General features: G+C 72.6%; 24 protein-coding genes and 3 tRNA genes. 14 read left to right on the forward strand and 13 right to left on the reverse strand.

The window, feature by feature from the left end; genetic code table 11:
* Positions 1–60 precede the first annotated feature (60 nt).
* Complete coding sequence (locus tag EMA17_RS10050; protein WP_126636551.1) at positions 61–552, forward strand: MarR family winged helix-turn-helix transcriptional regulator; 492 nt, start codon at positions 61–63, stop codon at positions 550–552.
* Positions 553–600: 48 nt separating this feature from the next.
* On the opposite strand, the gene EMA17_RS10055 is transcribed toward EMA17_RS10050, so the two are convergent.
* Entirely contained in the window at positions 601–1,998 is a 1,398-nt protein-coding gene (locus EMA17_RS10055; RefSeq protein WP_126636552.1) for an MFS transporter, read from the reverse strand.
* Positions 1,999–2,154: 156 nt separating this feature from the next.
* Between EMA17_RS10055 and EMA17_RS10060 the strand changes: the two genes are divergently transcribed.
* Positions 2,155–2,703 (forward strand): CGNR zinc finger domain-containing protein, encoded by a 549-nt coding sequence (locus EMA17_RS10060; RefSeq protein ID WP_126636553.1) that lies wholly within the window; start codon positions 2,155–2,157, stop codon positions 2,701–2,703.
* An 85-nt stretch (positions 2,704–2,788) separates the two neighbouring features.
* On the opposite strand, the gene EMA17_RS10065 is transcribed toward EMA17_RS10060, so the two are convergent.
* Both EMA17_RS10065 and EMA17_RS10070 read right to left on the reverse strand, forming a co-directional pair.
* On the reverse strand, positions 2,789–4,285 hold the full coding sequence (locus EMA17_RS10065; protein WP_246126562.1) for an MFS transporter: 1,497 nt from the start codon (positions 4,283–4,285) through the stop codon (positions 2,789–2,791).
* 131 nt (positions 4,286–4,416) lie between these two features.
* Entirely contained in the window at positions 4,417–4,794 is a 378-nt protein-coding gene (locus tag EMA17_RS10070; protein ID WP_126636554.1) for a nuclear transport factor 2 family protein, read from the reverse strand.
* Between the two features lie 209 nt (positions 4,795–5,003).
* Here EMA17_RS10070 and EMA17_RS10075 point away from each other — a divergent pair, with 209 nt between their 5' ends.
* Positions 5,004–7,739 (forward strand): helix-turn-helix transcriptional regulator, encoded by a 2,736-nt coding sequence (locus EMA17_RS10075; RefSeq protein WP_126636555.1) that lies wholly within the window; start codon positions 5,004–5,006, stop codon positions 7,737–7,739.
* Positions 7,740–7,751: 12 nt separating this feature from the next.
* Here the strand turns inward: EMA17_RS10075 and EMA17_RS10080 are convergent, their stop codons facing one another.
* Both EMA17_RS10080 and EMA17_RS10085 read right to left on the reverse strand, forming a co-directional pair.
* On the reverse strand, positions 7,752–8,531 hold the full coding sequence (locus tag EMA17_RS10080) for a hypothetical protein (protein WP_126636556.1): 780 nt from the start codon (positions 8,529–8,531) through the stop codon (positions 7,752–7,754).
* 139 nt (positions 8,532–8,670) lie between these two features.
* Positions 8,671–9,249, reverse strand: coding sequence for a TIGR03086 family metal-binding protein (locus EMA17_RS10085; protein ID WP_126636557.1), 579 nt, complete (start codon positions 9,247–9,249; stop codon positions 8,671–8,673).
* An 89-nt stretch (positions 9,250–9,338) separates the two neighbouring features.
* Between EMA17_RS10085 and EMA17_RS10090 the strand changes: the two genes are divergently transcribed.
* Both EMA17_RS10090 and EMA17_RS10095 read left to right on the forward strand, forming a co-directional pair.
* A complete protein-coding gene (locus tag EMA17_RS10090) occupies positions 9,339–10,133 on the forward strand; it encodes a helix-turn-helix domain-containing protein (protein ID WP_126636558.1) in 795 nt (264 codons plus the stop codon).
* Between the two features lie 77 nt (positions 10,134–10,210).
* Positions 10,211–11,449, forward strand: a complete 1,239-nt coding sequence (locus tag EMA17_RS10095) for a DUF2786 domain-containing protein (protein ID WP_126636559.1) — start codon at positions 10,211–10,213, stop codon at positions 11,447–11,449.
* Between the two features lie 24 nt (positions 11,450–11,473).
* On the opposite strand, the gene EMA17_RS10100 is transcribed toward EMA17_RS10095, so the two are convergent.
* From EMA17_RS10100 to EMA17_RS10110, 3 genes are all read right to left on the reverse strand, one after another.
* Positions 11,474–12,010, reverse strand: a complete 537-nt coding sequence (locus EMA17_RS10100; RefSeq protein WP_126636560.1) for a winged helix-turn-helix transcriptional regulator — start codon at positions 12,008–12,010, stop codon at positions 11,474–11,476.
* A gap of 99 nt (positions 12,011–12,109) precedes the next feature.
* Positions 12,110–14,380 carry a DEAD/DEAH box helicase gene (locus EMA17_RS10105; protein ID WP_126636561.1) on the reverse strand — a complete coding sequence of 757 codons (2,271 nt, stop codon included), beginning with the start codon at positions 14,378–14,380 and terminating at the stop codon, positions 12,110–12,112.
* Between the two features lie 208 nt (positions 14,381–14,588).
* Positions 14,589–16,103 carry a hypothetical protein gene (locus EMA17_RS10110; RefSeq protein ID WP_126636562.1) on the reverse strand — a complete coding sequence of 505 codons (1,515 nt, stop codon included), beginning with the start codon at positions 16,101–16,103 and terminating at the stop codon, positions 14,589–14,591.
* A 143-nt stretch (positions 16,104–16,246) separates the two neighbouring features.
* Between EMA17_RS10110 and crcB (EMA17_RS10115) the strand changes: the two genes are divergently transcribed.
* Together crcB (EMA17_RS10115) and crcB (EMA17_RS10120) are read left to right on the forward strand one after the other, a co-directional pair.
* On the forward strand, positions 16,247–16,630 hold the full coding sequence (gene crcB, locus EMA17_RS10115; protein ID WP_126636563.1) for a fluoride efflux transporter CrcB: 384 nt from the start codon (positions 16,247–16,249) through the stop codon (positions 16,628–16,630).
* On the forward strand, positions 16,627–16,977 hold the full coding sequence (crcB, locus tag EMA17_RS10120) for a fluoride efflux transporter CrcB (protein ID WP_126636564.1): 351 nt from the start codon (positions 16,627–16,629) through the stop codon (positions 16,975–16,977). The genes crcB (EMA17_RS10115) and crcB (EMA17_RS10120) overlap by 4 nt, the downstream gene beginning before the upstream one ends.
* A 6-nt stretch (positions 16,978–16,983) precedes the next feature.
* On the opposite strand, the gene EMA17_RS10125 is transcribed toward crcB (EMA17_RS10120), so the two are convergent.
* Entirely contained in the window at positions 16,984–17,343 is a 360-nt protein-coding gene (locus tag EMA17_RS10125; RefSeq protein WP_126636565.1) for a metallopeptidase family protein, read from the reverse strand.
* 127 nt (positions 17,344–17,470) lie between these two features.
* Between EMA17_RS10125 and EMA17_RS10130 the strand changes: the two genes are divergently transcribed.
* From EMA17_RS10130 to EMA17_RS10150, 5 genes are all read left to right on the forward strand, one after another.
* Positions 17,471–17,543: transfer RNA gene (locus EMA17_RS10130), tRNA-Glu, on the forward strand.
* A 106-nt stretch (positions 17,544–17,649) separates the two neighbouring features.
* Positions 17,650–17,724 (forward strand) — tRNA-Asp (locus tag EMA17_RS10135).
* Positions 17,725–17,768: 44 nt separating this feature from the next.
* A tRNA-Phe gene (locus tag EMA17_RS10140) sits at positions 17,769–17,845 on the forward strand.
* A 176-nt stretch (positions 17,846–18,021) separates the two neighbouring features.
* On the forward strand, positions 18,022–18,753 hold the full coding sequence (locus EMA17_RS10145; RefSeq protein ID WP_126636566.1) for a VIT1/CCC1 transporter family protein: 732 nt from the start codon (positions 18,022–18,024) through the stop codon (positions 18,751–18,753).
* A gap of 86 nt (positions 18,754–18,839) precedes the next feature.
* On the forward strand, positions 18,840–19,169 hold the full coding sequence (locus EMA17_RS10150; protein ID WP_126636567.1) for a DUF6401 family natural product biosynthesis protein: 330 nt from the start codon (positions 18,840–18,842) through the stop codon (positions 19,167–19,169).
* Positions 19,170–19,172: 3 nt separating this feature from the next.
* Here EMA17_RS10150 and EMA17_RS10155 read toward each other — a convergent pair whose 3' ends face one another.
* The 3 genes from EMA17_RS10155 to EMA17_RS10165 all read right to left on the reverse strand — a co-directional run bounded on the left by EMA17_RS10155 (position 19,173) and on the right by EMA17_RS10165 (position 22,519).
* On the reverse strand, positions 19,173–19,946 hold the full coding sequence (locus tag EMA17_RS10155) for a mechanosensitive ion channel family protein (protein ID WP_126636568.1): 774 nt from the start codon (positions 19,944–19,946) through the stop codon (positions 19,173–19,175).
* A 953-nt stretch (positions 19,947–20,899) separates the two neighbouring features.
* Positions 20,900–21,106, reverse strand: a complete 207-nt coding sequence (gene bldC, locus EMA17_RS10160) for a developmental transcriptional regulator BldC (RefSeq protein ID WP_020555617.1) — start codon at positions 21,104–21,106, stop codon at positions 20,900–20,902.
* A 534-nt stretch (positions 21,107–21,640) separates the two neighbouring features.
* Positions 21,641–22,519, reverse strand: coding sequence for a DUF8083 family protein (locus tag EMA17_RS10165; protein WP_170222141.1), 879 nt, complete (start codon positions 22,517–22,519; stop codon positions 21,641–21,643).
* A 154-nt stretch (positions 22,520–22,673) separates the two neighbouring features.
* Between EMA17_RS10165 and EMA17_RS10170 the strand changes: the two genes are divergently transcribed.
* Together EMA17_RS10170 and EMA17_RS10175 are read left to right on the forward strand one after the other, a co-directional pair.
* Positions 22,674–23,774 (forward strand): Glu/Leu/Phe/Val family dehydrogenase, encoded by a 1,101-nt coding sequence (locus EMA17_RS10170; RefSeq protein ID WP_126636687.1) that lies wholly within the window; start codon positions 22,674–22,676, stop codon positions 23,772–23,774.
* A gap of 239 nt (positions 23,775–24,013) precedes the next feature.
* Positions 24,014–24,265 carry a DUF3073 domain-containing protein gene (locus tag EMA17_RS10175; RefSeq protein WP_020555620.1) on the forward strand — a complete coding sequence of 84 codons (252 nt, stop codon included), beginning with the start codon at positions 24,014–24,016 and terminating at the stop codon, positions 24,263–24,265.
* 195 nt (positions 24,266–24,460) lie between these two features.
* Here EMA17_RS10175 and purM read toward each other — a convergent pair whose 3' ends face one another.
* A complete protein-coding gene (gene purM / locus EMA17_RS10180; protein WP_126636569.1) occupies positions 24,461–25,534 on the reverse strand; it encodes a phosphoribosylformylglycinamidine cyclo-ligase in 1,074 nt (357 codons plus the stop codon).
* Positions 25,535–25,611: the final 77 nt, after the last annotated feature.

The raw sequence follows: 25,611 nt of genomic DNA on the forward strand, positions 1-25,611 counted from the left end.
TGACCGGTGAGGCACCCACGGGGTGCGGACCCCCGGCCATCCGATGAAGGGAAACGTGTGATGCCCGCCCCCCGGGAAGTCGCCGCCGCCGCGTGGAGCGAGCAGCTGCCCCATCTGCTCTGGCGTGCCCAGCAGTCGGTACAGCGGCTGCTCAACGAGCGCCTGGAAGGCATCGGCGTCTCGATCAACCAGCTGGGCCTGGCCGGTCGGCTCGACGAGAACGGCGCGTTGTCCGCCGCCGACCTCGCCCGCGCGCACCACATCACCCCCCAGAGCGTGACCACCGCGATGCTGGCGCTGGAACGTGTCGGCTGGATCGTCCGCCGCCCCCACCCGGTACACAAGCGGGTGGTCCTCCTGGAGCTGACCGAACTCGGCAGCGCGGGCGTCGCCGAGGGCCGGCGCGTGGTCAAGGACGTCGACGGCATGATCAGCCGGACGATCGGCCCCGAGGCGGCCGAGGTGTTCGCCGAGAACCTGCGGATGCTCAGCGCGATCATCGACGGCCCGGACGTCCCGGCGGGCCGGATGTGGCCGGAACCGCCGCACTGAGGAGGGGCCGGGCGATTCGGGCCGGCGCGGCTCGACCGGGGGTGCCGGCTAACGTGTCCTCGGCTCCTTCGCCGACGTTTCCTCCGCCCCCGTCTTCCCCGCCCCCGGCTCCTCCGCCCCGGGCACGCGGAATGCGGGGGCCAGGCGGGTGTCGGTGACCACCCGCAGGTACGGCGGGATCGTCGCGGCGGCGGCGACGGCGAAGGCCAGGAACGCCGCCCGGACGCCGAACCACTCGGCGAGCACGCCGATCAAGCCCGCGCCGACGGGGATCGCGCCCCATCCGAGCAGGCGGGCGGCGCCGCTGTAGCGGCCCATCATGTGCTCGGGGACCAGGTTCTGCGCGATCAACCGGGCGTTGACCGACCACAGCGTGCCGCCCAATCCGCCGACGAACGCCGCGCCGGCGATCGCCCACATCCCGGTGGTCACCGCCGGCACCGCCATCATCACGATCGTGGCGATCAGGTCGGCCAGCATCACCCGCCGGTGACCGAGCAGCCGGTTCAACCGGCCCACGAGCACCGCCCCGAGCAGTCCGCCGACGCCGAGCGCGCTCAGCACGACCCCGTACTCCCGGGCGGACATGTGCATCGTGTCGTGCGCGACCAGCGGCATCAGCGCCAGCCACGCGCCCCAACTCGCGAACAACACGGTGAGGATCAGCGTCATCGTGCGCAGGAGGCGATGCCCCCAGAGGTAACGCAGCCCCTCGGCGATCTGCGCATTGACCGTGCCGGGCGCATCGGGCGCACCCGACCCGTCCGACCCATCGGACCCGCCCTCGTCCCCGACCTCCACCCCCGCCCGCCCGACCGCCCGAAACCGCCCGGTCAGCAAAAGCAGCAACAGACTCGCGGCAACGTACGCCACCCACGTCGCCCCGAGCGCCAGACCGGTGCCCGCGGCCAGCAACAACCCGCCAACGAACGGTCCGGCGAACTCGTTCGCGGCCGTCTCCGCCCCGGTGATCAGCGCGTTGGCCCGCTCCCGATCGGACCGCGGGACGATCACCGGGATCAACGCCGCGGTCGAGGTGAGCGCGATCACCTCCGCCACGCCGAGCACGAGGCCGCCGAGCCCCAGTACGACGATGCCGGCCCGACCCGCCAGGACGATCGCGAGCAGCCCACCGATCGCCAGCAGCCGCAGCCCGCCGGCCAGCCACAACAATCGGCGCCGGTCGGCCCGATCCACCAGCACGCCCACGTGCAGCGCGACCAGCAACCACGGCAGCGACAGGGCCAGCGACACCAGCGTGACCAGCGCCGGCGAGTCGGTGGCCCGGGCGGCCAGCACCGGCAGCACGATCTTGGTGATGCCGTCGGCCAGGTTGGTGACCACGGTGAAGGCCAGCAGGACCGCGGTGTTCCGCGCCCGAGGACCGCCCGCTCGTGGTGCGGCGGACCCGACGACCCGCTCGGTTCGTGCGCCCCGCGAGGCCATCGCCCACCCCTAACCACCAAAGCCGTTTACCGGTTGGCCCGACTCCCGTGGATCCTGGCATCGACCCGCGCGGGGCGTCAACCGGTAAAAGCGATAGCCGGTTAGTCGCAGTAGAGTGGACCCGGCGGCCGAATCGACCCGAAGACGGAGGCGCCGATGCCCGAGGCACCCGCCGCGGCCCTGCTCGTCCAGGCGTTCGTCAACACGGTCGACGTCGACCTCGGCACCGACGACCTGGACAAGCCCACCCGGCTCGGCACGTGGCTGGCCGAGCAAAGGCTGCTCGATCCCGACGTCCCGATCGGCCCCACCGAGTACGCCGCCGCGCTGGCGCTACGGGCCGGGCTGCGCGAACGGCTGGGCGTCCCGGTCGGGGATCCGCCCGACCCGGACCTGCTGCGACGCGCCGACGAGGTGACCCGCGCGTTGCCCCTGGTCGTCGAACTGGGTCACGACGAGCGCCCCGCCGTCCTCGTACCGAGCCCCGAACTCCCGCCCATCCGGCGGGCACTGGCCGAGCTGACCATCGCCTGGAGCACCCTGGTCGGCAGCGGCGAGGCGACCCGCCTCAAGCGCTGCCCGGAGCACGGCTGCCACTGGGTCTTCTGGGACGTCTCCAAGAACCGGAGCCGACGCTGGTGCTCGATGCGCGTATGCGGGAACCGCACCAAGGCCCGCCGCTACGCGGCCAGACACGCCGAGTAGAACAACCCGCGACACCAAAGCGGCGACGGGACCCCTCGGGCCCCGCCGCCGCTCGCCACACCCCCGAAACCTCACTCCGCGGACCTCACACCAACACCGCCACCTCGGCCGCCGGTGCACCCGCCTCCGCCGCCCCGCCCGCCACGACCGTGCCCGCTCGCCGCCCCGGCAACAGCTGCACCAGCGCCGCGACCACCGCGCAGAAGGCCGTCAGCAGCCAGAGCCCGTTCACGAACGCGTCCCCGAAGGTGTCGGCCGTCGGCGCGCCGCCCAGCGTGTCGTAGAAGACGATGCCCACCAGGGCCACCCCCAGCGCCCCGCCCACCTGCTGCGCCGTGGACAGCAGGCCCGCCGCCGAACCGGCGTGCCGGGCGCCGATCCCGGCCAGCACCGTCGCCGCCATCGGACCCATCACCAGCCCCATCCCGAACCCGGTCAGCGCGAGGCCCGGGATCAGCCACAACGTCTCGTGCGTGTCGGACACCGTCGCCACGAGCGCCACCTGCCCCGCGCCCTGCACCAGCGCACCGAGCGCCAGCACCTGCCGACCCAGCCCCGCGGCGATCCGCCCCGAGACCGCCGAGGACAGGAAGTACCCGACCCCGAGGGCGATGAACAGCAGCCCCGAGTCCAGCGCCGACATCCCGTGGCCCAACTGCAGGTACAGCGCCAGGATCAAAAAGAACGCCACGTTCACCAGGCCGTACACCAGCGCCGTCGTGATGCCCACCGAAAACGGCCGCTCCCGGAACAACACCGGATCCACCAGCGGCGCGCCGCCGTTCCCGGCGAGCCGGCGCTGGTACAGCGTGAACGCGCCGAGCAGCAGCGGGGCGACACCGAGCGACAGCCAGGTCCACAGCGGCCAGCCCTGCTCCCGCCCCTGGACCAGCGGCAACACCACGGCGACCAGGCCGAGCGTGACCAGTACGGTGCCGACCGGGTCGAGCCGGGTGCCGCCCTCGCCGCGCGTCTCCGGGATCACCTTCGGGACCAGCACCAGCGCGACCAGTCCGACCGGGACATTGATCCAGTAGATGGCGCGCCAGTCGAGCCCGAACACGTCGGCCTGGATCAGGGCGCCCCCGATCAGCTGACCGAACACCCCCGCGAAGCCCATCGCCAGCCCGTACGCGGTGAACGCCTTGATCCGCTGCTCGCCGACGTAGAGCACATTGACGATGCCGAGCACCTGCGGCATCAGCAGCGCCGCCGCCGCGCCCTGTACCACCCGGGCCGCGATCAGCGTCTCCGCGTTCCCGGCCAGCCCGCAGCCGGCCGACGCGACGGTGAACAGGGCCAGACCGATCGCGAACATCCGCCGTCTGCCGTGGATGTCCCCCAGTCGACCGGCGGTGATCAGCCCGGCGGCGACCGCGAGGCCGAAACCCGCGACCACCCATTGGATCGCGGCCGGCGTGGCACGCAGGTCCTCCTGCGTGGCCGGGATCGCGACGTTGACGATGAAGAAGTCCAGCGTGGTGATGAAGATCCCGGCGAGCAGGACCAGCAGCGCGCCCCACGACTGCCGGGGCGTCGATGTCGCGGCGTCGGGGACGATGGCCGTCGTGGAGGCGGACACGGGTGATTCCTTCCGGGAAAGCGCCCGGCCGGCCCGAACGGACCGACCCGGACGGCGGGCACAAGAAGAGAAGAGACGAAAGACCGCGGGGCCGAGCTACCGTGGCCCGGCCCCGAGTCCGACGCGGCGGCTCACAACCCCGCCGGCACCTTGTCCAGGAAGCCGCTGACCCGCCCGATCCGGCCGTCCTCGGCGATGTTGATCACGTCGAAGCCGACCACGATGGCCTCCGCGCCCGCCGGGCCGAGGTTCCACGTGAAACGCGCCAGGTCGTGGTGCCCGTCGACGGCCCCGCCCAGGGTGAAGACCAGGCCCGGGAACTGGCTCTGGACCGCGCCGAGCGTCGCGTCGATCGCGTCGTGCCCGAAGGCCGCCACCAGCGGGTCGACATACCCGGCGTCCTCCGTGTACAGCCCCTCGATCAGCTTGCGCCGGGCGGCCGGGTCGGTCTCGTTCCAGACGGCGATGTAGCGCTCGGCCAGGGCGGTGTAGTCGATGTTCGTGGTCATGGCGACCGTCCTTCGTGGGGTGTTCCGGGCTTCCGGCGGTTCCGGCGAGCTCCGTTGCCCATGAACCTACGGAGCCCCGAATCGACGGGAATCGGTCGCGCATAGGTACTTTGGCGCGCAGGAGTCGGTAGGTCCGTACCGGTATCGACACCACACACCCGGACGGACGGGCCGGCCACGGAGCGGGCGGACATGGGGGACGCATCGGCATGCTGTACGGACGAGACGCCGAGCTGGGCGCGATCAAGGAGCTGATCGCCGCGGCCGAGGAGGGTCGCAGCGGCGTGCTCGTGCTGCGCGGCGAGCCCGGGATCGGCAAGACCGCCCTCCTCGATCGGGTGGTCGCCGACACCGACCTGCGGGTGATCCGCGGGACCGGCGTCGAATACGAGGCCGAACTCCCGTACGCCGGGCTCAGCCTGCTGCTCCGTCCCGCGCTCGGCGGCCTCGACCGGCTCCCCGACCCGCAACGCCAGGCCCTCGAAGCCGCCTTCGGCCTGGCCGTCGGCGAGCGTTCGGAACCGATGTTCGTCGGCCTCGCGGTGTTGTCCCTGCTCTCCGAGTACGCCGGCGACGGACCGCTCCTGTGCGTCGTCGACGACGCGCAATGGCTGGACCGCGCCTCCGCCGACGCGCTGGTGTTCGCCGCCCGGCGGCTGTACGCCGAGGGCATCGCGCTGATCCTCGCCGCGCGCGACGACCGCGACGCCTTCCCCGTCCCCGGCCTGCCCGAACTGCACCTGCCCCCGCTGCCGCCCGAGCAGGCGAGCGCGCTCCTGGACGCACACGCGGAGGAGCTGAATCCCGCCGCCCGCCACCGGGTGCTCGCCGAGGCCCGGGGCAACCCGCTCGCGCTGCTCGAACTGCCCGTGTCGCTGGCCGGCGAACGGGCCGGGGACACCCTGCGGCCGGGGGCGTTGCCGCTGACCAGCCGGCTGCAGATCGCCTTTCACGGCCGGGTCACCCGGCTCGACGAGCGCACCGGGATGTTGCTGCTGCTCGCCGCGTGCGACGACTCCGGCGACCTGGGCGTACTGCTGCGCGCGGGCGCCGCGTTCGGCGCGGGCGCGGCCGACCTGGCCGGCGCCGAGGAGGCGTCGCTGATCGTCGTCGACGACGACCGGCTGCGCTTTCGGCATCCGCTGATCCGCGCCGCGGTGCAGCAGCGCGCGCCGATCGACCGGCGCCTGGCCGCGCACCGCGCGCTGGCCGCCGCGTTCGGCGCGCCCGACCACGCGGACCGCCGCGCCTGGCACCTGGCCGCCGCCGCGACCGGCGTGGACGAGGCGGCGGCGACCGCCCTGGAGAGCACCGGCGAGCGGGCCCGCGAGCGCAGCGGCCACCTCGCCGCCGCGCTCGCCTACGAACGGGCCGCCCGACTGACCGAGGACGTCGCCGCGCGCACCCGGCGGCTGACCCTGGCCGCCGAGGCCGCCGCCGAGGCGGGCGAGTCGGACCGGGCCCGCACGTTCGCCGAACGGGCCCTGACCGACGCCGCGGACGACGCCGTCCGAGCCCGGCTGCTGCACGTCCACGCGCTGGCCGACTTCTGGCAGGGGGCGTTCCCCGGCGCACACGAGTCGCTGCGCCGGGGCGCCGCGCTCGCCGCCGGGGCCGACCCCGAACGCGCGGCCCGGATGTTGCTCCAGTCCGTGCACACCGCGTGGTATCTGGGCGAGGGGCAACTACGGGAGAGCATCGACGAGTTGGCCGCACTGAAGCTGCCGCCGACGGCCCCGGTGACGCCGGTCGCCGCGTTCGTGACCGCCGCCTTCCCGGCCGACGAGGACACCACCGAACGCCCGGTGCTCGGCGACCTGGTCCGGGTCGCCCACGACTTCGGCGGCGACGAACAGGGCGCCCTCCTGCTCGCGTGCGGCGTCGGACTCACCCTGGGGCAGGACGTCGACGCACACGACCTCGCGGCGGTGCTCGCCGCCGACAGCCGGCGACACGGCGGCATCGGTCGACTGCCGACGATCCTGTTCTTCCGGGCCGAGACGGAGGTCTTCGAGAGTCGGCACACCGACGCGCTGGCCACCGCGACCGAGGCGCTGCGGATCGCCCAGGACACCGGACAGCGGCAGTGGATCAGCCAGTTCGAGAGCGTGCTGGCCTATCTCGCGGGCGTCGCCGGCGACGAGGAGGCGGCCCACCGGCACGCCGCCGCGGCGCTGACCGGCGGCGTCGGCAGCGCGATGCCCGCCGGCGCACCCTGGTCCGCCTGGGCGCTGGGCCTGCTCGACCTGGGCCTGGGCCGCCCCGACGCGGCGCTCAACCGGCTGGAACGGCTCACCCGCGAACCGATGCGCCATCACATCTGCGCGACCCGCTCCGTCCCCGACCTCGTCGAGGCCGCGGTGCGCGCCGGCGACCCCGACCGGGCCCGCGAGCCGCTGGACCGCTTCGAGCGATGGGCGCACCGGGCCGGCCGCCCGTGGGCCGACGCCCTGGTCCTGCGCTGCCGCGCGCTGCTCGCCGGCGACGACGCGGCGGAGCGGTCCTGGCTCGCGGCACTGGCCCGGCACGAGGGCGAGCGCCGACCGCTGGAGCGGGCCCGGACCGCGCTGCTGTACGGGGAGTGGCTGCGCCGCGTGCGCCGCAAGACCGAAGCGCGCGATCGCCTGCGGACCGCCCTGGCCGAGTTCGACCGGCTCGACGCCCGCTCCTGGGCCGACCGGGCCCGTACCGAACTCGGCGCGATCGGCGGCAGCGCCACCCCACGCGGCCCACGACCCGCCGGCGTACTCGCCCTGCTCACCCCGCAGGAACTGCAGATCACCCGGCTCGCCGCCCAGGGCCTGTCCAACCGCGACATCGCCGCCCAGCTGTTCCTGAGCCCGCGCACGGTCGGGCACCACCTGTACAAGGCCTATCCCAAGCTCGGCATCGTCTCCCGCACCGAACTGACCGCGATCCCGGAGCTGACCGCCTCGACCGGCTGACCCGACGGGTCCTCAACCACCCACCCGCGTCCGGCGCGGCCAGCTTGCCGCCGACGCGCGCAGCGCCGGATGCTCGGCCCCGCCACCGGCGCCGACGTGCTCGTACACCCCACGCAGCACCTCCGCGCCCCCGGCCGCCCACAACTCCTCGGCGACCCGGGTCAACCGGAAGTGGAACCACGCGAAGTTGACCGCGCCGTGCTCGAAGGAGCGCTCCATGTCCGCGAGTTCGCGCAGCGGGGCGACCTCGACCGGCAGGTCGTCCACGGTCGCGGTGAAGGCGCGCAGGACCGGCAGCAGGTCCGGCTCGACCTCGTGCGCGTAGCCGACCATGGCCAGGTTCGCGTGCAGCTCGGCGATCCACATGCCGGGACGGGCCGGCCAGAGCTGGTCCTGGAAGAGGTGGGTCAGCTCGTGCACCGCCACCAGGTCGAAATACGGCCGCAACGCGAGCGGTTCCCCGTACACCTCGCGCAGCCGCCCGACCGTGCCGGCGCCCAGGTGCGGCCGCAGGTCCGCGTACAGCCGTGCCCCGAACCAGCCGTCGTCGGCCGCCACCCGCAGGTGGTCCCCGCTCCCCTGCGGCGTGCCGTACAGCGGCACCGTCGCCACCGCGTCCCAGTCGTCCGCGTCCGCCACCGACAACCGCACCCGCGCCGCGAACCCGAGCCGGTCGCCCAACCACGCCGCGGCCCGGTCGACCCGCCCGGCGACGAACGCGGCCCGCCGCTCCGCCCCCGGGCTGTACCGGACCGTACTCGCGAAGCCGTCGAGTGTCGCCATCGTTGCCACGCATACCTCCGGAGGGGTTCGGCGGCCACCATAGGCACAGCCGATCCACCCCCGCGCGGATTTCCCGACGCCGAAACGGTCCGGTCCGATCACCGACGGGATCGAACCGGCCGACCCCCGCCGACCCCCGGACCCGGGGTCAGGGCGTCCAGCGCGGATCCCGCCCCGAGGCGGCCAGTGCCCGCTCGAACGCGCTCGCGTCCGCGAAGCCCGCCACCTCCTCGGCGAAGCCGGCGTACTCGCGGTACATCCGCGCGTACTTCGCCACGACGGCCTCGATCCCCTCGCCCAGCTCGGTCGACGCCCGGTAGTCCTGCCCGGTCGCCCGGGCCACGTCCCAGCCGTGCAGGACCAGCTCCGCGAGCAACATCGCGGCGATCTCCGGCGCGGGCATCGTGCCGCCCCCGCCGAAGTCGATCTCGCCCTCCCACACCGCCGGATCGGCCCAGGCCGCCACGCCCCGGCCCAGCTGCGCGGCATACGCGTCGGCCCAGTCCGGCTCGGCGACGAAGTCGCGCGCGATCAGTTCCTCGGACAACTCCCGACGCAGCGCCCGATGCTCCAGGCCGTGCGAGGTGAACACCACCCAGTGGTTGATCAGCGCGCGCAGGTCGTAGTCGGTACACGGCGTCGATCCGGCGGCGGGCGCGGGGGCGACACCGTGGGCGATCCGGTCGGCTTCGGCGGCCGCTTCGACGAACAGGTGGTGAATATTCATGGAAACGACGCTATGCCCGCTCTCGTGACCGGTCTTGAACAAACGCGACAGCCCGAGCCGATGTCACCGGCGCCGGCTACCGTGGCCGGATGAGGCTTCCCCACCGCCCTCGCGGGGTGCTGCGCACCGACGCCGCGCCCGGCCATCGTGTGAGCCTCTACGAGCCGGCCGCCGACCTGGCGCCGTTCGTCGAGCACCACTGGATCGTGCACTGGGATCTGCGCGGGCGGGCGCCCCTCCGGCAGAAGGTGCTCTCGCATCCGAACGTGCACGTGGTCTTCGAGCGGCCGTTCCCGGCGGTCTACGGCGTGGTGCGCGACATCTTCGAGCGCGAGCTGAGCGGGGTCGGCCACGTGTTCGGGATCAAGTTCCGCGCGGGCGGTTTCCGGCCGGTCCTGGGCGCTCCGGTGGCCACGCTGACCGATCGGGTGGTGCCGGCGGTCGACCTGTTCGGCCCGGCGGTCGTGGCCGCCGGCGAGCGGGTGCTGGGCGCGGCCGCCGAGCCGGAGCGGGTCGCCCTCGCCGAGACCTGGCTGCGCGCCGCGCTGCCGGGGGCCGAGCCCGATCCCGCGGTGGCCGAGACCGCCGCGATCGTCGCGCGGATCACCACCGCGCCGAACCTGTTCCGGGTCGACGACCTGGCCGAGGAGGTCGGCGTCCCGGTCCGCCGCCTTCAGCGCCTGTTCGCCGAATACGTCGGGGTCGGCCCCAAGTGGGTGCTCCGCCGGGCCCGGCTCCAGGAGGTCGCCGAGCGGGCCGAACACGGCGCCGGCATCGACTGGGCGGCGCTCGCGGCCGATCTGGGCTACGCCGACCAGGCCCACCTGACCCGCGATTTCACCGCCGCCGTGGGCACCGCGCCCGGCCGCTACGCCCGCGCCTGAGCGCCGCGGTCGCGGCCGTGAACGGGGCCACGCGCGGGCCCGGCTCGTCCGCGCGCCGGAAATGCAATGCTTGACGGGTGTCCTCCACGCTCGTCGAAACCCAATTCCATGCCGTCCTGAGCGCGTCCGACGACGCCCTGGCGGACGCGATCGACCTCGGCGCCTCCCTGCTCGCGGCCTCCGCCGCCGACTGGCCCGACGTCTCGCGCGCGGTGCTCGTGCTGTACGAGCGCACCGCCGACGGCTGCCGGCGCCGCGGCTGGGAGCCCGCCGACGTGGTCCGCGCGGTCACCCGCGACCTGGGCGAGCGACACGCCCCGATCGCCGCCGACCTGGTCGCCGCGCAGGCCCGGGGCTACGCGGGCACCGGCCGCCGGTGGACCGCCCAGGTGCGCGAGTTGAACGCGACGACCCCGTGGTGGAGCACCGACGACGCCTACCTCACCGAACTGGGCGCCCGCGAGGGCCTGGACCGCTTCGGCACCGCCGCGCGAGTGCTCGAACTGCTGCGCTCGATCGCCCGACTGCCCGCCATCGAACCGCTCACCGCCGCGACCTACCGGGAACCGGCGCAGACCCGCCCGGCCACCGGCGAGGAGCGCCAACTCGCCCGCGTGCGCGCCCTGTTGGCTAAGGCCGAGTCGACCGAATACCCGGAGGAGGCCGAGGCGCTGACCGCCAAGGCCCAGGAGTTGACGACCCGGCACCGGATCGACGAGGCGCTGCTCGGCGTCGGCACGGACGCGGCGCACACCCCCGGTGCCTGCCGGATCGGTGTGGACAACCCGTACGAGGGCGCCAAGGCGCTGCTGCTCGACGCGGTCGCCGACGCCAACGGCTGCCAGGCGATCTGGTCCGGTGCGCTGGGCTTCTCCACCGTGGTCGGCTTCGACTCCGACCTGGACGCGGTCGAACTGCTCTACACCTCGCTCCTGGTCCAGGCCACCGTCGCGATGAACCGGGCCGGCTCGCATCTGCACGACTCCGGCCGGGCCCGGCGCACCAAGACCTTCCGCCAGTCGTTCCTGATCGCCTACGCCGACCGGATCCGCGAGCGGCTGACCGCCGCCGAGGAGGAGGCCGTCGCGGACGCGAACGCGGCCTCCGACAACCGGCTCCTCCCGGCGCTGGCCGCCCGCGAGGTCGCGGTCAAGGAGAGCACCGAGCGCATGTTCCCCACCCGCACCACGCACCGCCTGCGCGGCCGGGACGCCGACGGTTGGCGGCACGGCAAGGCCGCCGCCGACCGGGCCGACCTCGGCACCCGCAACCGCCTGGAACGCGGCGACCGCGCCGCCGAACCGAGCCGGGGGTAGGCCGCGCGGAGCCGGCCGGCCCCGCTACCAGGGCCCGCGCTGCGCCGGCACCGTCGACGCGCGGGCCCCGCATCGCCCCTCGGCCACCGCCCGATGCGCCTGACGCGGCGTCATACCCGGTCCGGTCAACGGCTCGACGTCCTCCAGGTGGAGCGGGTCGCCGCATACCGAACAGACCACCTCGGCCTGCGCCTCGTGCCCCTCCGAGCCGCCGTGCCGATAGACCACGGGCGGCCCGTCCTCGTCCGCCAGCCAGGTGTCGCCCCATCGGCCGATCGCCACCAGCACGGGAAAGAAGTCGCGCCCCTTGGCGGTCAGCACGTACTCGTGCCGGGGTCGCCGTTCCTCGTAGGGCACCCGATCGAGCAGACCCTCCTCGACGAGCAGATTCAGCCGCTGGGCGAGCACGTTGCGGCCGATGCCCAGGTTCTCCTGAAGATCCTCGAACCGCCGGACCCCGTAGGACGCCTCGCGCAACACGAGCGGCGTCCATCCGTCGCCGAACAACTCGAGGACGCGGGCGATGGAGCACGGCCAGGTTCCGAACGAGGTCCGCTTCATGCCGCCACATTACTGAGCGGGGCGGGATCGATACGCGATCGATCCCGCCCCGCCCGGTGGTTTTGACTACAGAACGATTACCGTTCGATTACGCACCGCTTACGCGTCGCGCTTCCAGCGCGGCTTGCGGTCGCCCGCGCCGCCGGCCGGCCGGTCGTAGTGCCCGTCCCGACGCGGCGCACGGTCGTGCGAACGCTCGCCCGAGCCCGAGCCGTACGACGGACGGTCGCCGTAGGACGGACGGTCGCCACGCGGCGCGCGGTCGTTGCCGTACGCGGGCCGGTCGGTGCGCGGCGCACGGTCGCCGTACGACGGACGGTCGCCGCGGTAGCCGCCCTCGCGCCGGTCGCCGCCGCCGTAGGACGGACGGTCACCGGTACGCGGACCCCGGTCGCCATAGGACGGACGGTCACCACGCGGGGCGCGGTCGCCGTAGGACGAACGCTCGCCGGTACGCGCGGAACGGTCGCCGCCGTACGACGGACGGTCGTTGTACGCGGGCCGGTCGCCGCGGGGGCCGCGGTCGCCCTGCGGACGGTCGCCGCGGTAGCCGCCCTCGCGCCGGTCGCCGCCGCCGTAGGACGGACGGTCACCGGTACGCGGACCCCGGTCGCCATAGGACGGACGGTCGCCACGCGGCGCACCACCACGACGGTCGCCGCCGCGGTCGCCGTACGACGGACGATCGCCGCGGTCACCGCGGTAGCCGGCCTCGCGCCGGTCACCGCGGTCGCCGCGCTCACCACGGTCGCGGTCCGGGCGCTCGTAGCGCTCGGTGCGCACCGGGACGTCGCCGTTCTTCGCCGCCTCGGCCAGCTCGGCCGCCTTGCGGCGCAGCTCGGCGGCCTCGGCCTTGAGCTCGACGATGCGAGCCGCCAGCCGCTCCGCCTCGGCCTCGGCCTCGACCGCGGCGTCCGCCACGGACTGGGCCTTGACCTCGGACAACGTGCGCGCGCCGGTCAGCTTGCGCATCTCCGGGTCGTTGGAGCCCTGCACCCGAAGGCGGGTCGGCTCGACGCCGGCGTCCTCCATCAGGCGGTCCACCGTGCGGCGCTGGTGCGGCAACGCGAGGGTGACCACCGCACCGGCCTCGCCGGCGCGCGCGGTACGACCCGCGCGGTGCAGGTAGTCCTTCGAGTCGGCGGCCGGGTCCACGTGCAGGACCAGGTCGATGCCGTCGACGTGGATGCCGCGGGCGGCGACGTCGGTGGCGACCAGGACCGGCGTGCGGCCCTCCTTGTACTCGGCCAGGGTGCGGGTACGCGCGCCCTGGGTCATGCCACCGTGCAGCGCCTCGGCGCGGACACCGGCCTCGCGCAGCTGCTGCGCGACACGGTCGGCGCCGAACTTGGTCCGCACGAAGATCATCGTGCGCCCGCGACGGGCCGCGATGGCCGCCGTGACGTACGTCTTGTCCTTCGGCTGCACCACGAGCACGTGGTGCGACATGGTGGTGACCGACGACGCGTGCGGGTCCACCGAGTGGGTGACCGGGTTGTCCAGGTACTTGCGGACGATCGCGTCCACGCCCTTGTCCAGCGTGGCGGAGAACAACATCCGCTGACCGCCGGCCGGGATCAGGTCGAGCAGCGCGCTGACCTCGGGCAGGAAGCCCATGTCGGCCATCTGGTCGGCCTCGTCGAGGATGGTGATCTCGATGTTGTCCAGCACGGCCGAACCGCGGTCGACCAGGTCCTGGAGCCGACCGGGGGTGGCCACCAGGATCTCGACGCCGCGCTCCAGCGCGAAGATCTGCTTCGGCATCGACATGCCGCCGGTGACGGTCTTCATCCGCAGGTCGAGGATGCGACCGTACGGCTCGAGCGCGTCGTGCACCTGCATCGCGAGCTCACGCGTCGGGGTGAGGATCAGCGCCAGGGGACGCCGGGCGCGGGCCTTGCGACCGGAGAGCCGGGTGAGCATCGGCAGACCGAAGCCCAGCGTCTTGCCGGAACCGGTACGACCGCGGCCGAGGATGTCCTTGCCGGCCATCGCGTCCGGCAGCGTCGCGGCCTGGATCGGGAACGGGTGGGTCACGCCGCGACGCGCGAGCGCCTCCACGACGTCCTTGTGCAGACCGAACTCGGCGAAGCTGGGGCCGGTCGGCTCGGGCCGCTCGTCGGCATCGGCCTCGTCCGAAGCCTCGACCCGCTCGTCGGCCTCGTCGGCCTCTTCGTAGTCCTCGACGCCCGCCTCGGCGTCGATGTCGGTGTCGGTGTCCTCGTCGGCGTCCGCCGCGGACACGGTGTCGTCGTCGTTCGCGACGACCTCGTCGGCGATCTCGGTGATCTCCGAAGCGACCTCGGTCACCTCGGCTGCCTGCGCATCCGCCACACCCTCCTGCACCTCGGCACCTTCGGTACCGGGCATGGGCGTAGCAGTGTCATTGGCATAGGGGGGCATGCAAAACCTTCCGGATGCGGCCCGTCTCGAAGGTCCGCAGCCGAAATGTGGTCGCACGAGAAAGCGACACTTCTGCGGAGCACCAGAACGAGCCTACGAGGCGCCGCGACTCATGGCAGCGCCTGGATATGGGCAAAGCGATTCACCAGCGTACCCGATCACTGCGCGTTTACGCCTATCGGGTGCGTTCGTACTCCACCCGCACACGTGCGTCCTCGTGCACCACGAGCAGCCTCGGGTGCCGCCACGACCAGTGCTCGGGGAGCAGGAACAGCGTCCCCGGGGCACGTCGCAACAAGCGCAGACCGGTGTAGCGGTAACGATAGGAAGCACCGATCTCTTCCTCGACCGCGATCCCGTCCCCGGACCGCATCCGCAGATCCTGCACGGAGTAGAGCACCACCCCGGTCCGCCGCGGCAGTTGGTGCGCGACGGCCCGGCCGTCGTCCCGCCCCGACACCTTCGCGTACGACCCCGACGCCCAGAACAGGCACAGCACCACGACCGCGGCGGTGAGCGCCATCGGCAGCGACCACGGCCGCCCGCCCGCGACGGAGCCGCGCCGGTGCGCGCCGATCCGACGCGAGAGCAGCACCCCGTAGGCGCAGATCGACAACCCGACCGCGAGCGCCCCGGGCAGCAGCAGCGGCTCCCAGCGCGGATCCCGCACGGGCCACCGGTGTGCGCCGAGCAGGACCGCGGCCGGCACCACGAGCCACGCCCAGCGCAGCGCGCGAACGCACCACCCGGCGATCCGTCGGTGCCGACGCAGCCACACCAGCAGCCGGGGGTGCGCCATCCGCGCGGCGAGCAGCCCGGCGGTGACCACGAGCAGCGGCCGGTACAGGGTGCGCAGGGCGTCCGCCGGATACTCCCGGGCCGGCGTGCCCAGCACGCTCTCGTCGAACCCGAGATAGTCGGACCGGGCCACGGCGCGGGTCCAGCCGAAGTGGTACAGCAGGCCCGCGAGAATCAGCGCCGGCACCACGAAGAAGGTCACGAACTCCCAACCGGCGCCGGTCGATCGCTCCTCGGGCAGCCCGCGCGCGACCTGCGTGCGGGCGGTCTCGGCGGTCCGACGACCCCGGTGCGCGGACCGGTGCCGCCGCGCGGCCCGCCGCTCCGTCGCCACGGTCTCGTGCTCGACGCGGGGCGCGCTCGGGATCGAATCGGGTTCGCCGAACCACTCGGCGAGCATCGACACCGGCTCGCCGTGGGAGCCCTCCGACACCTCCGCCACCTCGGCCGTGAGCCTGCCGCCGGTGCGGAAGAGGGCGAAGTCCCCCGCCGGGTCGCCGATTCGCTCCGGGGGCGGAACCCGGGAGACCGCATGCCCGACGGTCCCCGGATCCCGCGCCCCCGGTTCGGCGGTCGGGTCCGACCCGAACTCCTCGACGTCGCCGGGGCTCGGGACGGGCCGGTCGCGCGGCGGCTCCGGACTCCCCCACGCCTCGCCGGCCACCGGCTCGTACGGCTGTGCGCTCGGCGCCGGACGCCGGGCGTCGCGAGCGCGCGGCACGGCGGGCTGCCCCGTGTGCTCCGGCTCGAACCCGGGCGTCCCGGGGTCGCGCGCGGCATCGCCCGACCGCCGATCGGGCTCGCCCACTCGGGTCGACGATCCGCTTCCGGGAAACTCGGGCTCGTCGTCGGCGAAGTCCGGCATCGGCCCGATGTCCCCCTGCGTGGTCACCGGTTCAGCATGGCCAGGGACCAACTCCCGCTCCAATTTCGGGACACCGCCCGTCACTCGTTCGGCGGCGGCGCGTGATGGCGCGCCGGGAGCGTGCGCGATCCCCCGGCGGTGGCCGCGACCGGCCGTACTACCGTGGGCCGGTGCCCCCGTTCCGACTCCTCGCCGTGATCTCGCTCGGCGGCGCCATCGGCGCGCTGGGCCGCTGGGGGATCGCGCAGGCGATGCCGCACGCGGGGACCGCCTTCCCCTGGGCGACGCTGATCACCAACGTGCTCGGCTGCCTGCTGATGGGCGTCCTGATGGGCGTGACCCCACCCGACCCGCTGCTGCGCCCGTTCCTGGGCACGGGGGTCCTGGGCGGCTTCACCACGTTCTCCACGTTCGCGATCGAGACCCGCACCCTGCTCGCCGGCCACGCCTGGCTCCAGGCCTGGCTCTACGTGGCCGGCAGCGTGGTCCTGGGCCTGACCGCGGTCCGCCTCGGCCCGGCCGTCGTGCACCGCTCGCGCGGGGCGGCCGGATGATCCCGCTGATGGTGGTCCTCGGCGCCCTGGTCGGCGCCCCCGCCCGCTACCTGACCGACCGATACGTCTCCACCCGGTGGAAGTCGGCCTTCCCGTGGGGCGTGCTCACGGTGAACGTGGTCGGCTCGCTGATCCTGGGCGTCGTCACCGGCCTCGCCCCCGGACAACGGGTGACCACCCTCGTCGGCACCGGCTTCTGCGGCACGCTCACCACGTTCAGCACGTTCGCCTACGCGACGGCCGAACTGCACACCCTGGGCCAACGCCTGCTCGCCGCCCTGTACGTACTCCTCAGCGTCACCCTCGGCCTGACCGCCGCCGCCCTCGGCTACGTCCTGGCCCACTGACCCGCGTCAGCCGTACCCGTGCTCGTGCAACCACGCGTCCCCGATCCCGAAGTGATGCGCCACCTCGTGCACGACGGTCACCTCGACCTCCTCGACGACGTGTTCGTACGTCTCGCAGATCCGCAGGATCGGGTTGCGGTAGACGGTGATCCGGTCCGGCAGCACCCCGGCGTACCAGTCCCCGCGCTCGGTCAGCGGGATGCCCTCGTACAGACCGAGCAGGTTGGTCCCGTGCTCCCCGGCGGGGTCGGGCTCGTCCTCGACGAAGATCGCCACGTTGTCCATGAGCCTGGTCAACTCGGGCGGGATCCGGTCCAGGGCCTCGGCCACCAGTTCCTCGAACTCGTCGCGCGACATCTCCAACACCCCCTCATTCTGCGGCCTCCACCCCCGCCCCGCGGGGCCCCGGTTATCCGCTTTGCAAGCGCCGGCGAAAACCCCGTATAGTTCGGGACGTCCCCGACGGCAACAAGACGCCGGACACGGCCAACAAGCCCCCATCGTCTAGTGGCCTAGGACGTCGCCCTTTCAAGGCGGTAGCACGGGTTCGAATCCCGTTGGGGGCACGCACCAACCCCCCTCGGGGGCCGCAACAAGCCGGACAGCCAGTACGGTAGGGTTCAACACGAAACACCGCGAGGGAAACCCGGGAAGCCGGGAAGAGATCGCAGAGGTCCTGTGGAGCAGTTTGGAGTGCTCGTCACCCTGTCAAGGTGAAGGCCGCGGGTTCAAATCCCGTCAGGACCGCAAGATGGAAGATCGGGGCGCCGAAAGGCGCCCTGATCCATCGAGGCCAGGTAGCTCAGTTGGTACGAGCGTCCGACTGAAAATCGGAAGGTCGGCGGTTCGACCCCGCCCCTGGCCACCAGGCTCACTCAGCCACAACGCCCCGAGCGACGCGTTCGCCAGGGGCGTTTTCGCGTTCCCGAATGGTGTGTTCTCGGGGTGCGTTCGACGCCGGTGGACTGGGCCGCTCGGGTTCGGCGCGGGGATTCCGGTCGTGTCCGGGGGCTTCGCGGTCGGGCGGATCGTGATACTTCGGGCATGAGTGCCGCTGACGGGTTCGATCGGGCGTCGCCCACACACGCTCCGCACGACGAGGGCATGGGTACGCGGCTGAACTGGCTGCGGGCGGCGGTGCTCGGGGCCAACGACGGGATCGTCTCCACCGCCGGTCTCGTGGTCGGGGTGGCCGGAGCCACCGACGAGCGGGCGCAGTTGCTCACCGCGGGGCTGGCCGGGCTGCTCGCCGGGTCGTTGTCGATGGCCGCGGGCGAGTACGTCTCGGTGAGCACCCAGCGCGACGCGGAGCGGGCCGCGCTGGTCCAGGAGCGCCACGAACTGAGCGACGAACCCGAGGCCGAGCTCGACGAGTTGACCGGACTCTACGAGAAGCAGGGACTCACCCGACCGCTGGCGCGCGAGGTGGCCGAACAGCTCACCGCGCACGACGCGCTCGCCGCGCACGCCCAGGTCGAGCTGAAGATCGATCCGGACGAGCTGACCAACCCGTGGCACGCGGCCGGCGCCAGCTTCCTGGCCTTCACCGTCGGCGCCTTGTTGCCGCTGCTCGCGATGGTGTTGCCGCCCGCCTCGATCCGGCTGCCGATCACGGTGGCCGCGGTGCTCGCCGCACTGGTCCTGTGCGGCTGGAGCGGCGCCCGCCTCGGCGACGCCCCACCGGTCCGCGGGATCGTCCGCACCACCGCCGGCGGGGCCCTGGCGATGGCGGTCACCTATGCCGTGGGCACCCTGCTCGGCGCCGGCGGAGTCTGACCGGGACCCCGGCGCCGGACCCCCGACGTCTGATTCGCCACAAAAAGCTGCAGATTGATGCCGAAAAATATGTTTAAAGTGGAGACATGAGCCGACTCTCCGACGCCGAGCCGCCCCGCTGCCCCCTCGCGGGGGTCGTGGACGCGTACCTGCCCCGGCTCGCGGAGTTCGCCTTCGAGCCGGGGCTGGTCGCCGCCGTGGACCAGCACGCCGCGGCGGTGCGCACCTCGCTGGCCGCCGACGGCGCGGAGTTGATCCCGCGCCAACTGCGCCGCGAGGACCTCGCCGACTATGTGCTGGGGTTCACCGACGTACTGGCCGAAATCGACTGGCGCGAGCCGGTCGGCTACGACTTCGCCGCGTTGCGGCTGACCGCCGTGTGCTGGCTGGTCCGCGAACACGACCTGCTGGGTTGAGCCCTACCGGCGTTCCTCGCGCGTCTGCGCGGGTTGCCCGGCGATCGCGTCGCCGCGGCCCCGCTGGTACGCGTCGACGCTGGCCCGCGCGTTGGCGGTCTCGCGCTCGGCCACGTCCAGCCAGCGGTCCCAGCGCTGCCGCATCGGCATGACCAGGCCGCCACCGACGCCGACGATCATGATGCCCGCGATGGTGGCGAGCACCGCGGTCAGCACCGGACCGGTGATCGCCCCGGCGATGCCGGCCTGGCCGAGCGCGGCGATCACGCCGAGCGTCACGATGAGGGCCCAGGCGATGGTGCCCATCGCCCTGCCGTAGGAGACCCCGCCGAGGGCCGAGCGCACGATGTCGCGCACCGCACCGGCGACGGCCATCGCGACGACCACGATCACCAGCGCCACGATGCCGCGCGGGATCCACAACACGATGGCTCGGAGCATGTCGCTGATCGGGTTCGGCCCGAACACCCCGAAGCCCAATTGCAGCGTCATCAGCAGGATCGCGTAGTAGACGATCTTGGCGATGATCCCGGTGGCGTCGTATTCGGAACCCTCCAGGGTCTTGGCGACCCCGCCGCGTTCGGCCACCTTCTCGAAGCCGACCTTGCGCAGCACCCGGTCGAGGACTCGCGCGATCACCTTCGCGACGATCCAACCGATCACCAGGATCACGAGGAACGCGATCAGCTTCGGCACGAACGTCGCGAAGGAGGACCACGCGTCCGTGAACCCCTGGCTGAAGTCGACCGACAGCGCGAGATTCTGAGTCTGTGTCATGGCGTCCCTCTTCACTGAGGTCACTGAGGTTTCCGCGCGTCACAGTGGTCACACGCGTTCCCTCAAGTGGTAACACCGGGTACACGGACCCGCACGCGGAGCATCGCCCACCTACGCCACAGTGATGACCGCGCCGGCCCCGGCCGCATCGGGTCGGGCGCGGGCGCCGAATCCGGCCGGCCGAGACTGCTCGCACACAGTCACGAAGGCCGGCGTCGCGACGTGATCCGAATCTTTGCCCGAGACCGCCGATGATCACTCAGCGTGTTCGACTGCCGATTTCGGTCCCGGCCCGTCGAATCCGTCCCGATCGCCTCGTCCGTCGCACCCGCGGAGCCCGATCCGGACCGTCCCGCCCGACCCCGCGAAGACCGGCCGGACCGGCGGGCGCCACACCCCTCACCACGGCTCCGAGCGGGCTCGAACGGGCCCGATGCCCGCCCCGCGACCCCGGCCCGAGGCGCCCGCGGCACCCGCTCGCCGCGGCCCGACGGGCGGCCCGGGCGGGCGCCTCGCCGCCGCACCGACACGGCCCCGGCCGGCAGAGGTTCGAACCATTGGCGCGAGTCGCCGAGGCACTCTCCGAGGAGTCCCGTGTGACCAAGGTCACTGTTTCGACCGGCGATCGTTTTCATCGACGGCCGGAAATCAACCGTGCATTCTATGTGATATTTTACTGGACATCGTCGTGATCCCCCGGCGAAAGCGCCACCCCGAAGCGCCGTCGGCGCCCCGACCGCCCCGGGTCCGACCTCGACGGAAGCACCGCGCCGGCCCCGCGACACGGCCGCGCCACCGCCGCCGACCGGCCCGAGCGCACGGCGAGCGCGCACGGCGGACGACGGGGACCCGAGGGGCACCCGGCGGGCACGTGTACGGGCATACAAAAGAGTGCTGCACCGGACCCGGCGGGATCCGGTGCAGCACTCAGGGGAAAAGCTTCGACGCAGCCCTCAGGCTTCGCTGCGCTGCTGCGGAATGCCCGCGAGCAGGGCGCGGACCTCCACCTCGCGGTAGCGACGGTGTCCGCCGAGCGTGCGGATCGACGTGAGCTTGCCGGCCTTGGCCCAGCGCGTCACCGTCTTGGGGTCGACGCGGAACATGCTGGCAACCTCGGCCGGCGTCAGCAGCGGCTCGGCATCAGGCGTACGAGCGGTCATGAGCGGCCTCCTCGGGAGAACCGAACCAACACGGTTCTTTCTTCAAATTCTGCACCTTGACCCACGATGTCCTAAATAGTTCACGAGGGCCAAGTCGGTTATAGGACGAACGGCTTGTCCTTCACAGTACAAGTACACCATCCGCCGCACCCGGTTGGTCAAACCGCCGGAATTGGCATCCCAGGGTTCAAGCCACGCGATCCCGAAGGACCAGGCATAGCGGACAGTCACATGACTGTGACGATGAGTCACACGGGCCCGGCCGTCCCCTCGCGTCCACCCCGCCCCACCAGCAACGAAGTATCCCCGATGACCCGACCCGACCAGACCGACTACATCTGGTTTGTCCTTTTCATCATATACGAACCATTCGCTGGCGTATGCACCTTGTTGTGAGTCGATCTCCGGCAACCTGGAGAGCTGGGAGTCCCACAACTCGAACCAGCAGGTTGAGAGGCTTTCAGATCGCGGGGTGACTGAACACGAAAGAGTGACGACGGTCACGCCGAAACTTCATGAAATGCGGACGCTTGCTCAGCTCGCGTGCTCCAGCGCGCGTACCGATTGCCAACGCTCCGTAATCCTGCGGTAGGCCGCCGATGCTCGCGCTCCGTCACCGGACCCCAGGGCGGCGATGCCCTCCGCGACGTCCGCGACGGAGGTGTCGGCGGTCGGATCGGGGGCGACCAGGCGCACCAGGCCCCCGTAGTCGAGCTCGACCATCGCGCGCGGATGGAACTCCTCCAGCCACCGGCCGACGTTCTCCAGGCCGGTGATCAGCGCGCCGTCCTCGACCGTCTCGCGCAGCACCTTCAGCGCCCGGGCGATCCGCCGCCTGGCCTGCACCATGGGGGTCCGGTAGTAGAGCTCCCCGGGCCCCGCCGAGCCGCCCTCGGCCGCGGGCACCACGACCCGCTCCTCCGGCGCGAACAGCACGAACCAGCGCACCGGGACATGCCACGTGCTGCTGTGGATGTGCGGCTGCACGTCCGGGTGCGCCGACTTCCACCGCTCGTGCTCCAGGTGCGCCTGGTCGATCACCAGCCGGGGCCAGAACACGTCCAGGACGGTCGCCGGATACTCCCGGCGCAGCTCGGCCAGCGCCGTCCAGCAGCGCAGCCGGGGCTGCCGGGGGCAGACCACCGTGACGCCGTCCAGGACCTGCACGTAGGCGTCCTCGCTCTCGTGCGGCGGCGCGATCACCGGAGGGGTGGCCAGAAGGTTCTCCAGGCCGCTCCGGTGCTCCTGCGCGGTGAGTCCGGCGGGCGAGGGCGGCTCGGCGGTCGCCGAGGTGCCTGACGGCCGCGTGGCGGCGTACGCGGCCCACCGGCCGCGTTCCGGCTCGGGAAACGCCGCCAGCGGCTCGTACACCCGCAGATACGCCGCGTAGGGGGCAACCACCGAAGTCCGCACGAACGCATCTTGGCACGTCGCCGATGTCTCGACGTGGAGAAGGTCCAACCCGGTGATCCGCTCGGGTTCTAGGCTTGAACCGCCGCGCAGATCCGCGCGGCGCAGTGTCATCACGTCACCACGAACCCATGGAGTCACCACAGTGACCGACAGCATGGACGGCCCGCACGACACGACGTCGGGCCTGGTGTTCGGCAGGTCGACCGGCCACGAACAGGTCGTCTTCTGCCAGGACCGCGCGAGCGGACTGCGCGCGATCATCGCGATCTACTCCAGTGCCCTGGGGCCCGCGCTCGGCGGTACCAGGTTCCACCCCTACGACACCGAGGAGGAGGCCGTCGCGGACGTCCTCAACCTCTCCCGCGGCATGGCCTACAAGAACGCCCTCGCCGGCCTCGACCACGGCGGCGGCAAGGCCGTGATCATCGGCGACCCGACGCGGGACAAGTCCGAGGTGCTGCTGCGCGCCTACGGCCGCTTCGTCCAGTCCCTGGGCGGGCGCTACATCACCGCCTGCGACGTGGGCACCTACGTCGACGACATGGACGTGGTCGCCAAGGAGTGCGACTTCGTCACCGGCCGCTCCCCCGAGAACGGCGGCGCGGGCGACTCGTCCGTGCTGACCGCGTACGGGGTCTTCCAGGGCATGCTCGCCTCCGCCGAACACCGCTGGGGCGCCCCGACGCTGCGCGGACGTCGGGTGGGCGTCGCGGGCGTCGGGAAGGTGGGCCGGCACCTGGTCGGGCACCTGGTCGCCGACGGCGCCTCGGTGGTGATCACCGACGTCGACGAGCGGGCGGTGGCCCGGGTGCGACACGAGCACCCCGAGGTGGACTTCGTGTCCGACACCGACGCCCTGATCCGCATACCGGATCTGGACGTCTACGCCCCCTGCGCGCTCGGCGGCGCGCTGAACGACGACACCGTGCCGGTGCTGACCGCGGCCGTGGTCTGCGGCGCGGCCAACAATCAGCTGGCCCATCCGGGGATCGAGAAGGCGCTGGCCGAGCGCGGCGTGCTCTACGCGCCGGACTACCTGGTCAACTCCGGCGGGGTGATCCAGGTGGCCGACGAGCGGCGCGGATTCGACTTCGAGCGGGCCAAGCGCAAGGCCTCCGGCATCCGCGCCACCACCGCGCGGATCTTCGCCCTGGCCGACGAGGAGGGCGTGCCACCGGCCGTCGCGGCCGACCGATTGGCCGAGCGGCGCATGGCGGATGTGGGCCGGCTGCGTGACATCTACCTCCAAAGCTGACCGACAAGGTATCGTCAGACCCGGCAAAGGACCCCAGATCAGGCCCCTGACCAGCTGTAACGGCACAGCCCGGTCGGGGTCCGAGCCCCGCTGTCACCCATGCGACGTACCGTCCGGCGGCGGAAGCAGGTACCGTTAATCCCCTACGGGCCGGTTCTCAAGTGCCATCGAACCGTCCCTGACTATGAACGCGTGTCAAGACCCGGGGCCGTGAGCCCCGTCGTTGAGGGGGTCGAGCCATGGGGCGCGGCCGGGCCAAGGCCAAGCAGACAAAGGTCGCCCGCCAGCTGAAGTACAACAGCGGCGGTACGGATCTGAGCCGTCTGGCTGAAGAGCTGGGCGCGTCGTCGCCAACCGACTTGCCGATCGGCAAGCCCGAGGTTGACGACGACACGAGTGAAGACGAGTTCGACGACCCCTACGCGGGGTATTCGGCTCGCTACAACGACGACGAGGACGAGGAAGACGACGGCCGATCGCGCCATCGTTGACCCCGCACCCCTCGTCGTCGGGCACGGGAGGAAACACCCTCTTCAGCCGGGGTGCCCGTGCGCAGTGACACCGCCCGGTCCGGGACCGAGTAGGACGACTACTCGACCCCGGGCCGTTTGGCGTGTTCGCGAGCACGCCCGCGGCCGAGCCGCCGTCCCGTCGCGGGACGACGGCAGGCGCCGCGGGTGCCTTCGTCATGCCCGGTGATCGCCACTCAGTACGGCCCGGCCGGAACCGGTGACCACGTCGCCGAGGATCCAGGCCGGCACGCCGCGCTCGGCGAGCACCGCGAGGGCGGCGTCGGCCGCGTCGGGGGCGACCACCGCGACCATGCCCACGCCCATGTTCAGCGTCTTCTCCAGCTCCGCCCGGGGCACCTCGCCGAGCTCGCCGACCAGGCCGAAGATCGGGGCCGGGGTCCAGGTCGAGCGGTCCAGACGGGCGTCCAGGTGGGCCGGGAGCACCCGGGCCAGGTTGGCCTCCAGGCCGCCGCCGGTGACGTGCGAGTAGGCGTGCACGTCGGTGCGCCGGGCCAGGTCCAGGCAGTCGAGCGAGTAGATCCGGGTCGGCTCGAGCAGTTCCTCGCCGAGCGTGCGGCCCAGTTCCGGGACGTCGCGGTCGAGGTTCCAGCCGGCGACGGCGAAGAACACGTGCCGGGCCAGCGAGTAGCCGTTGGAGTGCAGGCCGGAGGCGGCCATCGCGATCACCACGTCGCCCTCGCGCACCCGCTCCGCGCCGAGCAGGCCGTCGGCCTCCACCACGCCGGTGCCGGCGCCCGCGACGTCGTACTCGTTCGGGTCGAGCAGGCCGGGGTGCTCGGCCGTCTCGCCGCCGACCAGCGCGCAGCCGGCCAGCACGCAGCCCTCGGCGATGCCCTTGACGATCGCCGCGACCCGCTCGGGGAAGACCTTGCCGGTGGCGATGTAGTCGGTCATGAACAGCGGCTCGGCGCCGCACACGACCAGGTCGTCGACGACCATGCCGACCAGGTCGTGGCCGATCGTGTCGTGCTTGTCCATCGCCTGCGCGATGGCGACCTTGGTACCCACCCCGTCGGTCGCGGTGGCCAGCAGGGGGCGCTCGTACCGCTTGAGCGCGGAGACGTCGAACAGGCCGGCGAAGCCGCCCAGGCCGCCGACGACCTCGGGCCGGGTGGCCTTGCCGACCCATTGCTTCATCAGCTCGACGGCGCGGTCACCGGCCTCGATGTCGACGCCGGCCGCGGCGTAGCTCGCGGTGCGGGGGGTGGGGGTGGACTGGTCGCTCACGGCGGCGGCCCTTTCGGGTCGGGTCGGTGGATCCTTGCGGAACGCCCGTCGCGCCCCCGGGAAGGGGGACGCGACGG

The organism is Embleya hyalina (assembly GCF_003967355.1).
Classification (GTDB): Bacteria; Actinomycetota; Actinomycetes; order Streptomycetales; family Streptomycetaceae; genus Embleya; species Embleya hyalina.